The following is a 14,848-nucleotide window of genomic DNA, read 5'->3' as shown; positions in this document are numbered from 1 at the left end:
TCAGCGCGCCCTCGCCTGTTCGATCCGGTCGAGCCAGAGCGAGAAGCCCACAGCCGGAATGTCTTCATTGGCGCCCAGCAGCGTCATCAGCCGATCGAAACGGCCGCCACCGGCAAGCACCGCATTATCGCGGCTGACCTCGAAGACGAGGCCGGTATAATAATCGAGCGGACGCCCGAAGGCGGCGCGATAGGTGACCTTGTCGAGATCCATGCCCAGATCTTCCATCGCGGCCGTGCGTGCCTCGAAGGTAACGAGAGCCGCGCCCAGTGCCAGACCCGCCGCATCGGCAAAACCGGCAAGGGCGGACGGCGCCTGCGACAGCGGCATTTCCAGCGACAGGAATTCGGTAAGAAGCGCCAGCGCCGAGCTATCCAACCGCGTCTCCGTCAACGCCTGCTTTTCCTTCAGGCGCGCGGCAATCTCTCCGGGCGAACGGCTGGCATTGGTGGAGTAGCCGGTATCCTGCATCGTCTGGTCGATATGGGCGATCAGTGCCGCATCGTCCTTGGCCAACAAGGCGGAAAGCTCGGGCGACAGGCCGGAGGGTGCTTGCGGGCTTGCCAGTGTCATCAGCAACTGGCGCAGATGTGCATTGTTGCCAAACGACTGGATCAGCCGCTTCTGCCAACCGCCGGGAAGGCCGAGCGCCTTGACCACCGCCTCGAATACCGCCTGATCGCCGAGCGTCACATCCAGCTTGCGACCCGGAATGAGGGCTTCGAGGATCTGCACCGCATCGTTGACGGCGCGGGCATCGGCCGAAGCGATATTGGCTTCGCCGAGGTCTTCGATACCAGCCTGATAAAACTCGTTATCGCCCTCGCGGCGCTGGCGAAACACCTCGCCGAGGTAACCGTAACGGCGCGGCGTGCCGGTGGCACTTTCGATATGGCGCAGGCAGACGGGAATGGTGAATTCAGGGCGCAGGCAGAGGCTCTCGCCGGTTTCGCTTTCGGTGAGGAAAATGCGGCGACGCAAGTCTTCGCCCGCCATGTCGAGAAACGGTGCTGCCGGCTGGATGACGGGCGTATCGATGCGCGCCGTGCCACGGGCGGCAAATTCATCGAGCAGACGTCCGGAAAATTCCGGCATGTTGATCAGAGGCATGGGCATACCTCGCCGGGCTTGGCGTAGCCCGTCATCCGGCTGCCGCCACCTTCTCCCCGTTCAGACGGGGAGAAGGGATATGCCGTACCCTCTCGCCCAGCCATTGATGCCGAGCGGGGTGCGTCCCCTCTCCCCGCCTGCGGGGAGAGGTGGAGCGCAGATTCTGCGCTCTGGGTGAGGGGCAGGCCGCACACATCAATCAAATCAAACATCCTTCGACCGCCTGCGATCTTCCGCCTGTGCGGCGAGAATGTCCTTCACCTTGGCCACCAGTTCGGCCTCGGCAACGGTTTCCTGCGCCACGCGGGCTTCACGCCAAGACGCATTGTCCTCGATCTCGCCGGAAAGACGCTTGCCCTCGATCAGGTCCTTGATCTGCACAACGCTTTCCGCACGCTCGTCGCCGCCCTGAATGATGGCGATCGGGCAGCCACGACGGTCGGCATATTTCAGCTGGTTTCCGAATTTCTTCCAGTTGCCCTGATACATTTCGGCGCGAATGCCTTCGGCGCGCAAAGCCTGCGTAAAACGCTGGTAACGGCCCATGCTCTCGACATCGCCATCCATGACGGTGACGAGAACGGGAGCGACAACGTCATCCTGCCCCAGCTTGCCCAGATTTTTCAGCGCCGTCATAAGACGCGAGACGCCGATGGAAAAGCCTGTGGCCGGAACCGGCTGGCCCATGAAACGCGACACCAGACCATCATAACGGCCACCGCCGCCAACGGATCCGAAAACGACCTTTTCGCCCTTTTCATTGGTGACGTCGAAGGTGAGTTCGGCTTCGAAGACAGGGCCGGTGTAATATTCGAGGCCGCGCACGACGGAGGGATCGATCTTGATGCGCTCCGGGCCGTAGCCTGCGCCGGTCGCCAGCGCGCCGATGGTGTTCAATTCTTCGACGCCTTCGCCACCGTTGGCGGTGCCGGCCACGAGTTCGGCGAGCTGAGCAGCACTTTCGGCGTAATCCTTGATGCCGACGAAGAACAGGACCTTTTCGATCTGCTCTTCATTCAGCCCAGCGCCCTTGGTGAAGTCGCCGGATTCATCCTTGCGGCCTTCGCCGAGCAGAAGCTTCACGCCTTCCGGGCCGAACTTGTCGAGCTTGTCGATGGCCCGCAGCACGTTGAGGCGCTGGCCAGCCTTGTCGTCACCGCCAAGACCGATGGCTTCCATGACGCCATCCAGAACCTTGCGGTTGTTGACACGGATCACATAGTCACCACGCTTGATGCCGAGCGCTTCCATCGTGTCGGCCATCATCATGCACATTTCGGCATCGGCCTGCACGCCCGGTGCGCCAACCGTATCGGCATCGAACTGCATGAACTGGCGGAAACGGCCCGGACCCGGCTTTTCGTTACGGAACACATAACCGGCGCGATAGGTGCGGAAAGGCAGCTGGATCTCGTTGAAGTTTTCCGCGACATGGCGGGCAAGCGGCGCGGTCAGGTCGTAACGCAGCGACATCCACTGGTCGTCATCGTCCTGCAGCGAAAACACACCTTCGTTGGGGCGATCGCTGTCGGGCAGGAATTTGCCGAGCGCATCGGTATATTCGAACAGCGGCGTTTCGACCGGATCGAAACCATAACGCTCGTATACTTCGCGGATCTTGGCCGTCATCTCGTTGGTGGCATGGATATCGGCAGCCGAGCGGTCGACAAAACCGCGCGGCAGGCGGGCCTTGAGTTTCTGGGGCTTCTTCTGTTTGTCGCTCATGATCGGATATCCATTGCTTCGCAGCCTTTGGGAAAGGCCGAATTCTTGTGCGGTTTCTTAGAGGAACACGCCTTGTGCGGCAAGGGCGGCCGCTGGCGAAGAGTGGCGCGCGATGGTATAGAATGGCGACCTTGAAGGGATCATCGCCATGAACAAGCGTGTCACGATCGAAATGCCGGACGAGATGCATCGACTGATCCTACGGTTTGCCGAGGAAGCGGGCACGGATCCCAATGCCTACATGATCGATCTGCTGGAGGAAAAGCTGGAAGACGCTTATTTTCTGAAGCGTGCAGAAGAGGTGATGGCCGCGCGTGAACGCGGTGAAAGCCGGACCTATACGCTTGAAGAAGTGAAAAGCGAACTTGGCCTGGACGATTGAAATCGACGACAAGGCTCGCAAGCAGCTGCGCAAAATAGGAAAGCAGAATGCCGAGCGCATTATTTCCTATCTCGATACGCGTGTCGCACCTCTTGCCAATCCCCGTACTGTCGGCCGCGCCCTTGAAGGGCAGCAATTCAACCATCTCTGGCGATACAAGGTTGGCGACTATCGGATCATCTGCGACATACAGGACAAAAAGCTTGTCGTACTGGTCGTTGAAGTCGGCCATCGCCGGGAAATTTATCGCTAATTCATGCTCCTCGAAACCATTCAATATGCGGCCACCCTCCCCGTCACGCCCAAACCATTCCGACCGTTCATCCTCTACTCCGTCAATCTGTGGTCGCGCGCCGGACGTTGCGCGAAAGATTGGGCGGCACATGAGGCGCAGTGCCAGACTTTTGTGCGCGACACCGTCTCCGGTATGAGAGAGCGCCGCACCGTCGTCGTGCTGGGCTCCGGCCTGTTGCGTGATGTGCCGATGGCGTTTCTTGCGAAAACCTTCGATACGGTCGTGCTGGTCGATCTCGTGCATCTGGCCAGCGTGCGGATGTGGCTGAGCGCCAGACGCATTCGCAATGTGCGTCTGATTTCCCGGGATCTTTCCGGTTTTGACGATGTGCTGGCGGGGCGGGAAACGGAGCCGCTCGCTTTCCTGCGGCAGGTGCCTTGGCTCGATCTGGTCATCTCCGCCAACATCCTGTCGCAGATCGGTGTCGGCGCGACGCGCAGGCTGGAGGCGGACAAAAGCGGCGACACGACCGAGGTCGTGCAAAAACTGATTGCTGCGCATCTGAACGGTCTTGCCGGGCTGCCCTGCAAAGTGGCCCTGCTGACCGATACCCGTTACCGCGTGAGCGGCCGAACCGGCCATGTGCGGGAAGACAGCGACCTCCTCCACGGCATCACGCCACCACCGGCTGCAGCACAATGGTCCTGGCCGGTGGCCCCTCTCGGCGAAGAAAGCCGGGACTATCAGGTCGTGCATGATGTGATCGCCACCGCGGTATTCGGCCGCAGGACTGATTGAGCGCAATTTCACCGCCCACGCGTGGATTGCATTGCCACAATCATCGACTAGCCTCACGACATGTCACGCTTTTCCGCGCCCCTGATGGTCCTTGCCTGTCTGCTCTACGCCGCCACTCCGATGTGGGCGAAGTCGGCTGTCTTGCAACAGGCCTGGCCGGTCGTCGCGGAAAATGCGGTGCATCTTCACGCGCGCCTCGTGTCCACGCCGCCGCCTATCCTTGTGAGCGTTTCGCCTGCGAACGGGCATGCGAAAAACTGCAATGCGTTCCTGAAAAGCTGCCCGGACGCCTGCGAGGATTGCATGGCGGCATTCTGCGCCAGCTGTTTCATGCTGCAACCGGACGCAAGGCGTCACGGCTTCCGGCGACCAGACGTCTCTCACCGTATTCCGCTGTTCAGCCAGATTCTGACGCCGCATGGTCCGGCGGTCGCCGAACCACCTCCCCGATCCCGTTTCCCGGTTATGTCTGCAATCTGAAAATCTGAAAAACCAAGGAAACGACCATGCTTAAAAACGCTATCGGGATCTGCCTGGCCATCGTGCTCATGAGCGCAGGCCCGCTTGCCGCCGACGAACATGATGACCATGCCCATCCAGCCCCCAGCCACGCCAGTGCAGGATGCACCGATGGCATCGACGCCGAAATGCCACTGGGCGATGCCGCAAAAACGCCCTCCTCGCTGGCCTTTGCCGAAGCCAACAACACCATGCACAAGGACATGGCCATCAAGTTCACCGGCAATGCCGACGTGGATTTCGTACGCGGCATGATCCCGCATCACGAAGGCGCGATCGCCATGGCCAAGGTGCAACTGGAACACGGCAAGGACCCGGAAATCCGCAAGCTCGCGGAAGCGGTCATCGCGGCGCAAACAGCCGAGATCGCCGACATGAAGGAATGGCTGAAGGCGCACGCCAGGTAAAACTGCAATATCGTCGGGGCGGAGTTTTCGGATTTCGCCCCGATCTCGGCAAAAATCTTTCTGCCTTGCCGGACATCCTTGCCCTCGGCATAGTCCGGCTGGAGGATTTTTGTCATGACCATGCGCCCGATTACCGCGATCGGCTTCGATGCCGATGACACGCTGTGGCAGAACGAGCAGTTCTTTCGATTGACCGAAAGCCATTTTACCGGCCTGCTCAAGGAGTTTGCCGAGCATGAGGTCGTTTCGGAAAAGCTGCTGGAAGCGGAAAAGCGCAATCTCGATTTCTACGGTTACGGCATCAAGGGTTTCATGCTGTCGATGATCGAGACCGCGATCGAGGTGACCGACGGCAAGGTCGAGGCGCGCACCATCGGCGAAATCCTCGATGTCGGCCGCGAGATGCTGCGGCATCCGGTGGAAACACTGCCCCATGTGCGCGAGACGCTGGAAGCACTGTCCGGCAATTACATGCTCGTCCTGATCACCAAGGGCGACCTGTTCGATCAGGAACGCAAGCTGGCGCAATCCGGGCTCGGCGATTTTTTCGATGCGGTGGAAATCGTTTCAGACAAGACCGCCACCACCTATCGCCGCGTGTTTTCACGCGTGGCGGATGGGCCGGAACGGGCGATGATGATCGGCAACTCGCTGAAATCCGACATCGTGCCGGCCATTGCCGCCGGCGCCTACGGCGTGTTCGTGCCGCACGAACTGACCTGGGTTCTGGAACAGGTGGAGCCGCCCACCGACGCGCCGCGTTTCCGCCAGATCGCCCATCTCGGAGAACTGCCGAAAATTCTCGATCAGATCATGGGCGCTTGAAAGCGGCTCTCAGCCGGTCGATTTCAGGTTGGCAGAAGCAACCGTCGAGGTGGTCGTTGACCATGCCCATGGCCTGCATGAAGGCATAAACGGTGGTCGGGCCGACAAAGGTCCAGCCGCGCTTTTTCAGGTCTTTCGACAGACGCGTGGAAACCGGTGTGGTTGGATTGGCGCGCAGCGTTTCGAGGTCCATGACATCCGGGCGCTCGTGCGCCTGCGGCTCATAACTCCAGAAAAATTTTGCCAGCGAGCCGAATTCTTCCCGCAGGGCGACCGCGCGGCGGGCATTGTTGATGGTGGAGACGATCTTGCCGCGATGGCGGATGATGCCGGCGTCGGCGAGGCAGCGGGCGACATCGTCTTCGCCGAACGTGGCGACCTTGTCGAAATCGAAACCGGCAAAGGCTGCGCGAAAATTTTCGCGCTTGCGCAGAATGGTCAGCCAGGACAATCCGGACTGAAAGCCTTCCAGGCAGATCTTTTCAAACAGGCGAACATCGTCGGTGACGGGACGCCCCCATTCCTCGTCATGGTAACGGCGGTAATCCTCCAGACCGCCATGCCAGGCGCAGCGGAATTTTCCGTCGTCACCTTCGATAATGCCTGCCATGCCGGATCTTCCTACTGTTAACGCGCTGTCCTCACCATTCATAACACGTCAACCACGTCTTCCAACCACCCGGTAACCCTGCTGAAAGCTTTACACAAAGCGAAGTCTTCAACCGACGCCAAATTTACCATTCGCTTGTGAATTCGACCCAAGGTTTCGCCAGGATCAAAACCGGACGCGGATGCCAAACCCCGCAATCGGGCAAGTAAACGTGTTGGAGCCGATGACGATGAAGAACAGCCTGCTTTCCGCAAAAATTCTCGGGTTTCTGGCCCTCGGCGTAACGACGGCTTTGACCGCCGCGCCGGCACGCGCGCAGGATCGTTATCGCGAGCGTCCCCCCGTTATGGTCAGCCCTGACCTGACGGCACCATGGCTGATGCAGCTTGGCGAGGCACCGCGTCAGGCAGCGCCGCGTTACCGCACCGCCGCTCCGCAGCCGCAATATGGCCAGCCGCGCTCTTACCAGCCGCGTCGCAATGCCCAGAACCGCCAGGACCTGTTCCCGCCCGCCCCGTCGCGTGCCGCCCGCCCGGCCCGCCAGTCGCAGGGTGCCCAGCAGGTGGCCATGCGGCGTGCGGACCTGCCGGTCATCCAGGGCAGGCTCGAGCCGCAATTCCTGCCGCAGACCGTTTCCTATCAAACGCAATATCCAGCCGGCACCATCGTCATCGATACCAACAACCGCTTTCTCTATCTCGTCGAAGGCAACGGACAGGCAATGCGCTACGGCGTCGGCGTCGGCAAGCCGGGTTTTGAATGGGCGGGCGAACACAAGGTCACCCGCAAGGCGGAATGGCCGACATGGGTGCCGCCGCAGGAAATGATTTCGCGAGAGGCAGCCAAGGGCCATTACCTGCCGGCACGCATGGAAGGCGGACCGGAAAACCCGCTCGGCGCACGCGCCATGTATCTCGGCTCGACGCTCTACCGCATCCACGGCACCAATGCGCCCTGGACGATCGGCAGCGCCGTGTCCTCCGGCTGCATCCGCATGCGCAACGAAGACGTCACCGATCTTTATGAGCGCGTGAAGGTCGGCACCCGCGTGATCGTCATCTGACCGGCGGATCTGCCTGCCTCATCTGACTGGGCTTATGGTATGCGGTATTTTGCCCGGGCCATTGTGACAAGATAGACACGATGCCCTGCGCATAATGCTGTCCGGTTGCTCACATTTGCCATGCCTCATCTTGCCGTACCCAGCACGCCGGGACATCTTGTCCCGGCTTTTTGTATTGAAGGGGGTCTCGATGAAGTCGAGTAAAATGGTGTTCGCCATCGCCGCGATGGGTTTGAGCATGTCACTGGCGCTGCCGGCCACGCAGGCATCGGCACAGTCGCGCCAGCCGCAGACGACGGCAAGCGATGTCGCGCCGTCGGTGCGCAACAAGCCGGTTCCGGAAAAATTCAAGCGTCGCATGGTCCGCTTCGCCACCAATGAAGCGCCGGGCACCATCATCGTCGATACCAACAACAAGTTCCTTTACCTCGTCGAAGGCGGCAACCGCGCCACCCGTTACGGTATCGGTGTCGGCCGCGAAGGTTTTGGCTGGTCGGGCGAAGTGAAGATCGGCCGCAAGGCGGAATGGCCGACATGGACGCCGCCGGCCGAAATGCGCGCCCGCGAAGCCCGTCGCGGCATCAAGCTGCCGGTGGTCATGAAGGGCGGCCCGGAAAACCCGCTCGGCGCACGCGCCATGTATCTCTACAAGGGCGGCCGCGACACCATTTTCCGCATTCACGGCACCAACCAGCCCTGGTCGATCGGCCTCAACCTGTCATCCGGCTGCATTCGCCTGATGAATAAGGATGTCGAGCATCTTTATGCGCGCGCTGCCGTCGGCGCCAAGGTCGTCGTCATCGGCCCGGGCTCGAAGCCGGGCGACGTGGCCTTCAAGGATCGTGGCGTCGATATTTTCCGAACCATTTTTGGTGGTTAATTCCTGCAATCCGGCAGGGGCAAGTCCCTGCCGGATTGTACAGTTTCGTGCGGACGGCATGAAAACGCCGCGGAACTGTCGCAAATCCATGCAGAATCCGACATTTCTGTCGTATTGAGAACAGAATTTGCCGTATTATCTGGATAAGTGAACAGCTGTGCAAAGCGCCGCTTGACGCAGATTTTCCTGCGATCACAATCAATAGAATGCACAGGAAGAGGCAGTGATTCTCTTTTACCAAAAGAGAATATACTCTCGATTGTGACAGTTAAAGCATGTATTAGCATTGAATCATATAGGAGATTCGCAGAAATTGGGCTTTATCGACCGCGTTACCACCAATGTCCGTCTGATGTTGCAGCGACCGCCGCGGCAGCAATATGCGGCGCTGTGCTATCGCGTCCGCAAAAAGCAGGCGGGTCAACTGGAAATGCTAGTGATGACCAGTCGTGATACCGGCCGCTGGGTGATCCCCAAGGGCTGGCCGATGGAAGGCAAGAAGGCGCATGCGGTTGCCGAACGCGAGGCTTACGAGGAAGCCGGCGTGAAGGGCAAGGTCGCCAAGGAGCCGCTCGGTTATTTCCACTATCGCAAAACATTGTCGAACGGCATGAAAGTGCCGGTGCGCGTGCAGGTGCATGCGCTCGAAGTCGAAGAAATGCTGAAGGCTTTCCCTGAAAAGGGCAGCCGCAAGCTGGAATGGGTCAGCTGCGAAGAAGCGGCCAAACGTGTGAACGAACCGGAACTGAAGGAATTGCTCCTGCGGTTCGGTGGACGGGCGCAGGACGTCGCACCGGAGGGCGTGCAGGCAACCATGGCCGGCTAAGCCGATCCACCGCCCCAGTCCTTTCCGAAAAAGGCGCGCGGCACACTATATCCACAAATCCGTTCTAGAGCGTGCGCCGACCTTGGGCCGACACCCAAAGGGCGCAAGACCCGGCCATTGGCCCGGTCCAACGCGTGATTATCAGGACATCAGGGATGACCGTCAAAAAGCCGCGTCTGGCCAAGCCGACGCTGGACAAGGATCTTGCAAAGATATCCCGCCTCGAGGAAGCAACCCGCTATCTCGGGCGTGGCATTGCGATTCACGGTACGGCACTGATCTTTCTGATCCTGATGGCGGTAATGGCCGGCAGTTTTGTCACCGGCCGGGCCGATGTCGTGCTGATCGTTTGTGCCGCCGCGATTGCCGGTTATATGGCGATGAACATCGGCGCCAATGACGTTACCAACAATATCGGTGCCGCGGTCGGCGCCCGCGCCATGACCATGGGGTTCGGGCTTGCACTGGCCGCCGTGTTCGAGATCGCCGGCGCTGTCATCGGTGGCGGCCATGTGGCAGAAACGATCGCCAACGGCATCATGCGCGAAGGCGTTATCACCGGACCGGAGGTGATGATCTGGGCGATGATGGCCGCCCTCCTGTCGGCAGCGATCTTCATCAACCTCTCCACCTGGCTGGGTTGGCCGATTTCCACCACCCACTCGATCGTCGGCAGCGTGATGGGATCGGGCATGGCCGCAGCCGGGCTTTCGGCCGTGGACTGGGGAACGGTCGGCCGCATTACCGCAAGCTGGATGGTCTCGCCGCTGCTGGGCGCCATCTTCGCCGCCGGTTTTCTCTATCTCATCAAGGAAACCATCATCTACCGCAGCGACAAGATCGCCGGCGCCAAACTCTGGGTGCCGGTGCTGATCGGCATCATGACCGGCGCGTTTTCCGGTTATCTGGCGGTGGTCGGCCTTGGCCAGCTGATCGATGTTTCGGCGTTGACCGCAACGATCATAGCCCTTGTCAGCGGTGTCGTTTCCTGGCGGTTGCTGGCGCCGGTCATCGCCAGACAGGCGGAAGGACTGGAAAACCGCAACCAGTCGCTGCGCAGGCTTTTCCGCATTCCGCTGGTTTTCGCAGCCGCGCTGATGTCGTTCGCGCACGGCGCAAACGATGTATCGAACGCCATCGGTCCGTTGGCGGCCATCGTTTCGGCATCGCAGCACGGGGTGATCGGCCATATCGAGGTGCCGATGTGGGCGCTGGTGATCGGCGGTCTCGGCATTTCGCTCGGCCTGCTTCTATACGGTCCAAAACTGGTCAAGCTCGTCGGTTCCGAAATCACCAAGCTCAATCCGATGCGTGCCTATTGCGTATCGCTCTCGACGGCTCTGACGGTGATCACCGCATCCTGGGTGGGTCTGCCGGTATCCTCCACCCATATTGCCGTGGGCGCCGTGTTCGGCGTCGGTTTCTTTCGCGAATGGTATACCCGCCATTCCCGCCGGCGTTATGAATATGTGCGCGTTCGCGCCGGTGACGAGCTTGATACGGTGGAGCCGTTCGAGCGCAACGATTACGAATTCCGCCACCGATATCTGGTGCGCCGTTCGCATTTCCTCAGCATCATTGCCGCATGGATGATCACTCTTCCTTGCGCAGCCGGCCTTTCCGCCGTTATGAGCCTGATCATGTTCGCGATCTTCCTCTGATCGCCAAAACGGGATTTTGAAATCATGCGCGCCAATTTCCGGATGCAGCGGCTTTTTGTTGAAAGCGACATCGCCTCAGGCACGGCGATCGAGGCGACATCGGAACAGTTCAACTATCTCGTCAACGTTCTGCGCATGGCGGCGGATGCCGACGTGCTGATCTTCAATGGACGCGACGGCGAATGGCGGGCCCGCCTGACCTTTCCCAGCCGCAAGAAACTGCTGCTCGAACCCGTCGAACAGACACGCCCGCAGCCCAAACCCTCCGACCTCCACTATCTGTTCGCGCCCTTGAAGACAGGACGGCTGGATTATCTGGTGCAGAAGGCCGTGGAAATGGGCGCAGGCCTGCTGCAGCCTGTCATGACCCAGCATGTGCAGGGCAAGATCACCAACATGGACCGACTGGCGGCCAACGTGATCGAGGCCGCCGAACAGTGCGGCATATTGTCGATCCCTGAAGTAATGCCCCCTAAAAAACTCGGCGACATTCTGGAAAGCTGGCCGGCGGATCGGCGCATCATCTTCTGCGACGAAGGCGATGAGGGGCAGAACCCGCTGCCGATCCTGTCATCCATCACGGAAACCAAACTGGCGCTGCTGGTCGGCCCGGAAGGCGGGTTTTCCGAGGAGGAGCGGCAGGTTTTGCGCGCCCTTCCCTTCGTCACCGCCATTCCGCTCGGCCCCCGAATCCTGAGGGCAGATACGGCGGCCGTGGCGGCGCTGACAGTGATACAGGCAAGCATCGGCGACTGGCAGTAAAGACACAGCGGCAGATTTGACACACAATTGCCTGATTTTCTGAAGGCTCGTTGAAACAAATTCACTTGCACCGCACATGAAAGCGGTTCAAGCAGCCGGACGTTCGTCAAGAAAAACGGCACTCCAAAAGGTACTTTATATGGCACGTGACACCACCGATCATACGCCCCTCACTTCGGTGTCCGAACTGTCGGCCTATCTGGCCGGTGGCGCCAAGCCCAAGGACAAGTTTCGCCTGGGCACGGAGCATGAAAAATTCGGCTTCTTCACCAGCAATCTCGAGCCCGTTCCCTACGAGGGCGAGGCCAGCATTTCCGCGCTTCTCAAAGGCATGCAGGAAAAGCTCGGCTGGGAACCGATCATCGATGCCGGCAAGATTATCGGCCTTGGCGAAAAGGACGGCATGGGCGCGATTTCGATCGAGCCGGGCGGCCAGTTCGAGCTTTCCGGCGCGCCGCTGAAGACGCTGCATGAAACGCAGGCCGAGACCGAACATCATCTGGCGGTGCTGAAGGACGTGGCAGACCCGATGGGCATCCGTTTCCTCGGCATCGGCGGCAGCCCGAAATGGTCCCTTGCCGAGACCCCGCGCATGCCGAAATCTCGCTATGACATCATGACCCGCTACATGCCGAAGGTCGGCACACGCGGTCTCGACATGATGTACCGCACCTGCACGATCCAGGTGAACCTCGACTTCTCTTCCGAAACCGACATGGCGCGAAAACTGTCGCTGTCGATGAAGCTGCAGCCGCTGGCGACGGCGCTGTTTGCCGCCTCGCCGTTTACCGAAAACCGCCCGAACGGCTTTCTTTCGTGGCGCGGCAACATCTGGGGCGATACCGACAATGCGCGCTCCGGCCTTTTGCGCGCCGCCTTCGAGCCGGGTTTCGGTTTCGACAGTTACGTGGAATGGGCGCTCGACGTGCCGATGTATTTCATCGTCCGTGACGGTCGTTACCGCGACTGTACCGAGATCACCTTCCGTCAGTTCATGGATGGTGCGCTGAAGGGCAAGATCGAGGACTGGGAACCGACGCTGGGCGACTGGACCAACCATCTCTCCACCCTCTTCCCCGACGTGCGCCTGAAGCGTTACCTTGAGATGCGCGGCGCCGATGGCGGCCCGCTGTCGCATATTGCGGCGCTGCCTGCCTTCTGGGTTGGCCTGCTCTACGACGACGCGGCCTTGGCCGCCGCCGAGGCCATGACCGCAAGCTGGACCTTCGAAGAGGTGCAGTCGATGCGTGATGCGGTGCCGACAGTCGGCCTTTCGGCCGAGCTGCGCGGCATGCCGCTCTTTGATGTCGCCCGCGATATTCTCGACATCTCTTCGGCAGGCCTGAAAGCCCGCGATTTCCGCAATGCGGAGGGCTTGGACGAGAGTATCTATCTGGCACTGCTTGATGGAATATTGAAGAACAAGGCAACGCTCGCTCAGGAACTGCTGACGCTTTACAACGGCAGCTGGCTGAACAGCATCGACCCTGTGTTCGAACACTACCAGTACTAAATCTTGCAATAGCTTTTGCGCGATTTCGGAACGAAGCTTCGCGCAAAGTCTTTCCCGACATAATATTTCGCAACGCTTCGAAGATCCTTTCGATTTTCGACCTGCCGATGCGGGAGATCAAAGCCGTGCCTGGCCTCGTTCGAGATAATCGTCGAGACCGCGCGCGGTTTGTTTCCGGGAGGGTTTTTGCAGATGCTGCCGCTGTTCGAGATGATGCTGAAAGCGCAGAACGGTGCCGTGATCGAGGCGCTGGCAAAACAGTTCGGGCTGGCGCAGAGCCAGGCGCAACAGGCGATCGAGGCGTTGATGCCAGCCTTCTCATCCGGCCTCAAACGCACAACCGCCAACCCCTACGATCTCGGCCCACTGATGGCGGCGATGTTTTCGGGCGCTTACGGCAAATATTTCGAGGATATCGGCAAGGCCTTTACCGAACAGGGCAAGGCCGATGGCAATATCGTGCTGGAACGCCTGTTCGGTTCCAAGGAGGCGTCTCGTGCTATCGCCGCCCAAGCCGAGCAGTTGACGGGCATCGGTCAGGACACCTTCAAGCGGATGATGCCGGCCATGGCGGATACGCTGATGGGCGGGCTGTTCAAGCAGGCGACCGGTCAACTGGGCGATACCCACATCTATCCAATGGCGGCGATCAGTCAGCACTGGATGAAGCTGATGGGGTTCGGCACAGCGGCATCAAAAACCGCAACCGACGGCAATGACGCCTTGCCGTCGTCCTTCGACAACCCCTATGCCAAGGCGATGCGCGCCATGTGGGGGCTGGAAAAACCCGAAAAACCGCAACCTTCGGCGTTCGATCCCTTTGCCGACAACGGTTTTGCCAAAAGCTTTCAGGAGATGATGACGGGCGGTTTCGGCAAGACCAGGGAGGTGTCGTCCATGCCGCAAAATCCTCTCGTGGACGCGCTGAACAGCATGTTCGACAGCGGGCTGCACGTGCAGAAAAGCTACCAGAAAAACATGGAAGCCATTTTCGACCGCTATCTCGGGCCGTTGGAAAAGCGATAGAGCGGTTCATTGTTAAATGGAACCAGTTCTAGGCACGAAAAAGCCCGGCACGGGGCGGACCGGGCCGGGCAAGAGGCAGGGCTATTGGCATGACCCTGCGGGGAAAACTCTGGGTTATCTTTCCAGCGACAGCATGTAGGCGCGGCGGCCGCGCTGCCTTGCTGCGGAAAGAAGACGATAAGGATCATCCAGCACGCCGGATTGGGTGAGCGCCCGCTCGACATCGTGGCGTGTCAGGCCGAGGTCGTCCAGCTGCTGGTCATCAAGGTCCAGCAAGGGATTAAGCGCCACGCGATTTTTCAAGGCGCGCCACAGGCCGGCAAAACGCACGTTCAGACGGCCAAAAAACGTGGTGCCGCGGGTTACGCCAACCAGTCCGAGTTCTGTCATCCGTTCATTCGTGCGCATGGCCTTATCCTCTCTTCAGGCACGGGAAAGACCGCTCCGACCCTTTAAATGGGCCAGCCGGCGGTCAGGGAACTTCGCTCTTTCGAAGCGTTGTTGCT

16 protein-coding genes are annotated in these 14,848 nt (G+C 60.0%); 12 read left to right on the top strand and 4 right to left on the bottom strand.

Annotated features, from left to right (window positions below; genetic code table 11):
• Together ACRQ1B_RS21870 and hisS are read right to left on the bottom strand one after the other, a co-directional pair.
• Positions 1-1,110: an ATP phosphoribosyltransferase regulatory subunit gene (locus tag ACRQ1B_RS21870; RefSeq protein ID WP_432296190.1), complete on the bottom strand. Its 1,110-nt coding sequence runs from the start codon at positions 1,108-1,110 to the stop codon at positions 1-3.
• Positions 1,111-1,314: 204 nt separating this feature from the next.
• A complete protein-coding gene (gene hisS / locus ACRQ1B_RS21865; protein ID WP_432296189.1) occupies positions 1,315-2,835 on the bottom strand; it encodes a histidine--tRNA ligase in 1,521 nt (506 codons plus the stop codon).
• Between the two features lie 148 nt (positions 2,836-2,983).
• Between hisS and ACRQ1B_RS21860 the strand changes: the two genes are divergently transcribed.
• The 5 genes from ACRQ1B_RS21860 (at position 2,984) to ACRQ1B_RS21840 (ending at position 6,001) form a co-directional block, all read left to right on the top strand.
• Positions 2,984-3,217, top strand: coding sequence for a DUF6290 family protein (locus ACRQ1B_RS21860; protein WP_432296188.1), 234 nt, complete (start codon positions 2,984-2,986; stop codon positions 3,215-3,217).
• The gene (locus tag ACRQ1B_RS21855; RefSeq protein ID WP_432296187.1) at positions 3,201-3,470 is read left to right on the top strand and encodes a type II toxin-antitoxin system RelE family toxin; all 270 of its coding nucleotides are present in this window, start codon (positions 3,201-3,203) and stop codon (positions 3,468-3,470) included. Before ACRQ1B_RS21860 ends, ACRQ1B_RS21855 begins: the two co-directional genes overlap by 17 nt.
• 3 nt (positions 3,471-3,473) lie before the next feature.
• Positions 3,474-4,250: a hypothetical protein gene (locus ACRQ1B_RS21850; RefSeq protein ID WP_432296186.1), complete on the top strand. Its 777-nt coding sequence runs from the start codon at positions 3,474-3,476 to the stop codon at positions 4,248-4,250.
• A gap of 506 nt (positions 4,251-4,756) precedes the next feature.
• Positions 4,757-5,176, top strand: a complete 420-nt coding sequence (gene copM, locus ACRQ1B_RS21845) for a CopM family metallochaperone (RefSeq protein WP_432296185.1) — start codon at positions 4,757-4,759, stop codon at positions 5,174-5,176.
• Positions 5,177-5,290: 114 nt separating this feature from the next.
• Positions 5,291-6,001, top strand: coding sequence for an HAD family hydrolase (locus ACRQ1B_RS21840; protein ID WP_432296184.1), 711 nt, complete (start codon positions 5,291-5,293; stop codon positions 5,999-6,001).
• Here ACRQ1B_RS21840 and ACRQ1B_RS21835 read toward each other — a convergent pair.
• Positions 5,988-6,611 carry a DNA-3-methyladenine glycosylase I gene (locus ACRQ1B_RS21835; RefSeq protein ID WP_432296183.1) on the bottom strand — a complete coding sequence of 208 codons (624 nt, stop codon included), beginning with the start codon at positions 6,609-6,611 and terminating at the stop codon, positions 5,988-5,990. The genes ACRQ1B_RS21840 and ACRQ1B_RS21835 overlap by 14 nt on opposite strands.
• Positions 6,612-6,834: 223 nt before the next feature.
• Here ACRQ1B_RS21835 and ACRQ1B_RS21830 point away from each other — a divergent pair, with 223 nt between their 5' ends.
• The 7 genes from ACRQ1B_RS21830 (at position 6,835) to ACRQ1B_RS21800 (ending at position 14,342) form a co-directional block, all read left to right on the top strand.
• Positions 6,835-7,674: a L,D-transpeptidase gene (locus ACRQ1B_RS21830; protein ID WP_489753112.1), complete on the top strand. Its 840-nt coding sequence runs from the start codon at positions 6,835-6,837 to the stop codon at positions 7,672-7,674.
• Between the two features lie 190 nt (positions 7,675-7,864).
• Entirely contained in the window at positions 7,865-8,554 is a 690-nt protein-coding gene (locus ACRQ1B_RS21825) for a L,D-transpeptidase (protein WP_432296181.1), read from the top strand.
• A 313-nt stretch (positions 8,555-8,867) separates the two neighbouring features.
• On the top strand, positions 8,868-9,380 hold the full coding sequence (locus tag ACRQ1B_RS21820) for an NUDIX hydrolase (protein ID WP_432296180.1): 513 nt from the start codon (positions 8,868-8,870) through the stop codon (positions 9,378-9,380).
• A 155-nt stretch (positions 9,381-9,535) separates the two neighbouring features.
• Complete coding sequence (locus ACRQ1B_RS21815; RefSeq protein WP_432296179.1) at positions 9,536-11,041, top strand: inorganic phosphate transporter; 1,506 nt, start codon at positions 9,536-9,538, stop codon at positions 11,039-11,041.
• A gap of 24 nt (positions 11,042-11,065) precedes the next feature.
• Positions 11,066-11,803: a 16S rRNA (uracil(1498)-N(3))-methyltransferase gene (locus ACRQ1B_RS21810; protein WP_432296178.1), complete on the top strand. Its 738-nt coding sequence runs from the start codon at positions 11,066-11,068 to the stop codon at positions 11,801-11,803.
• A 139-nt stretch (positions 11,804-11,942) separates the two neighbouring features.
• Positions 11,943-13,316, top strand: coding sequence for a glutamate--cysteine ligase (locus tag ACRQ1B_RS21805; RefSeq protein WP_432296177.1), 1,374 nt, complete (start codon positions 11,943-11,945; stop codon positions 13,314-13,316).
• 192 nt (positions 13,317-13,508) lie between these two features.
• Positions 13,509-14,342 (top strand): DUF937 domain-containing protein, encoded by an 834-nt coding sequence (locus ACRQ1B_RS21800; protein ID WP_432296176.1) that lies wholly within the window; start codon positions 13,509-13,511, stop codon positions 14,340-14,342.
• Between the two features lie 114 nt (positions 14,343-14,456).
• Here the strand turns inward: ACRQ1B_RS21800 and ACRQ1B_RS21795 are convergent, their stop codons facing one another.
• Positions 14,457-14,750 (bottom strand): YjiS-like domain-containing protein, encoded by a 294-nt coding sequence (locus tag ACRQ1B_RS21795; RefSeq protein WP_432296174.1) that lies wholly within the window; start codon positions 14,748-14,750, stop codon positions 14,457-14,459.
• Positions 14,751-14,848 lie beyond the last annotated feature (98 nt).

Source organism: Endobacterium panacihumi (genome assembly GCF_050847465.1).
Taxonomy (GTDB): domain Bacteria; phylum Pseudomonadota; class Alphaproteobacteria; order Rhizobiales; family Rhizobiaceae; genus Neorhizobium; species Neorhizobium panacihumi.
This window is presented reverse-complemented; position numbering and strand designations above follow the sequence as displayed.

Excerpts from the sequence above, each read along its gene's own strand:
- ACRQ1B_RS21815 (WP_432296179.1), top strand. The coding sequence starts at position 9,536 with ATGACCGTCAAAAAGCCGCGTCTGGCCAAGCCGACGCTGGACAAGGAT.
- ACRQ1B_RS21795 (WP_432296174.1), bottom strand. The coding sequence starts at position 14,750 with ATGCGCACGAATGAACGGATGACAGAACTCGGACTGGTTGGCGTAACC.
- ACRQ1B_RS21835 (WP_432296183.1), bottom strand. The coding sequence starts at position 6,611 with ATGGCAGGCATTATCGAAGGTGACGACGGAAAATTCCGCTGCGCCTGG.
- ACRQ1B_RS21860 (WP_432296188.1), top strand. The coding sequence starts at position 2,984 with ATGAACAAGCGTGTCACGATCGAAATGCCGGACGAGATGCATCGACTG.
- hisS (WP_432296189.1), bottom strand. The coding sequence starts at position 2,835 with ATGAGCGACAAACAGAAGAAGCCCCAGAAACTCAAGGCCCGCCTGCCG.
- ACRQ1B_RS21850 (WP_432296186.1), top strand. The coding sequence starts at position 3,474 with ATGCTCCTCGAAACCATTCAATATGCGGCCACCCTCCCCGTCACGCCC.
- ACRQ1B_RS21870 (WP_432296190.1), bottom strand. The coding sequence starts at position 1,110 with ATGCCTCTGATCAACATGCCGGAATTTTCCGGACGTCTGCTCGATGAA.
- ACRQ1B_RS21800 (WP_432296176.1), top strand. The coding sequence starts at position 13,509 with ATGCTGCCGCTGTTCGAGATGATGCTGAAAGCGCAGAACGGTGCCGTG.
- ACRQ1B_RS21805 (WP_432296177.1), top strand. The coding sequence starts at position 11,943 with ATGGCACGTGACACCACCGATCATACGCCCCTCACTTCGGTGTCCGAA.
- ACRQ1B_RS21840 (WP_432296184.1), top strand. The coding sequence starts at position 5,291 with ATGACCATGCGCCCGATTACCGCGATCGGCTTCGATGCCGATGACACG.
- ACRQ1B_RS21825 (WP_432296181.1), top strand. The coding sequence starts at position 7,865 with ATGAAGTCGAGTAAAATGGTGTTCGCCATCGCCGCGATGGGTTTGAGC.
- ACRQ1B_RS21810 (WP_432296178.1), top strand. The coding sequence starts at position 11,066 with ATGCGCGCCAATTTCCGGATGCAGCGGCTTTTTGTTGAAAGCGACATC.
- ACRQ1B_RS21830 (WP_489753112.1), top strand. The coding sequence starts at position 6,835 with ATGACGATGAAGAACAGCCTGCTTTCCGCAAAAATTCTCGGGTTTCTG.
- copM (WP_432296185.1), top strand. The coding sequence starts at position 4,757 with ATGCTTAAAAACGCTATCGGGATCTGCCTGGCCATCGTGCTCATGAGC.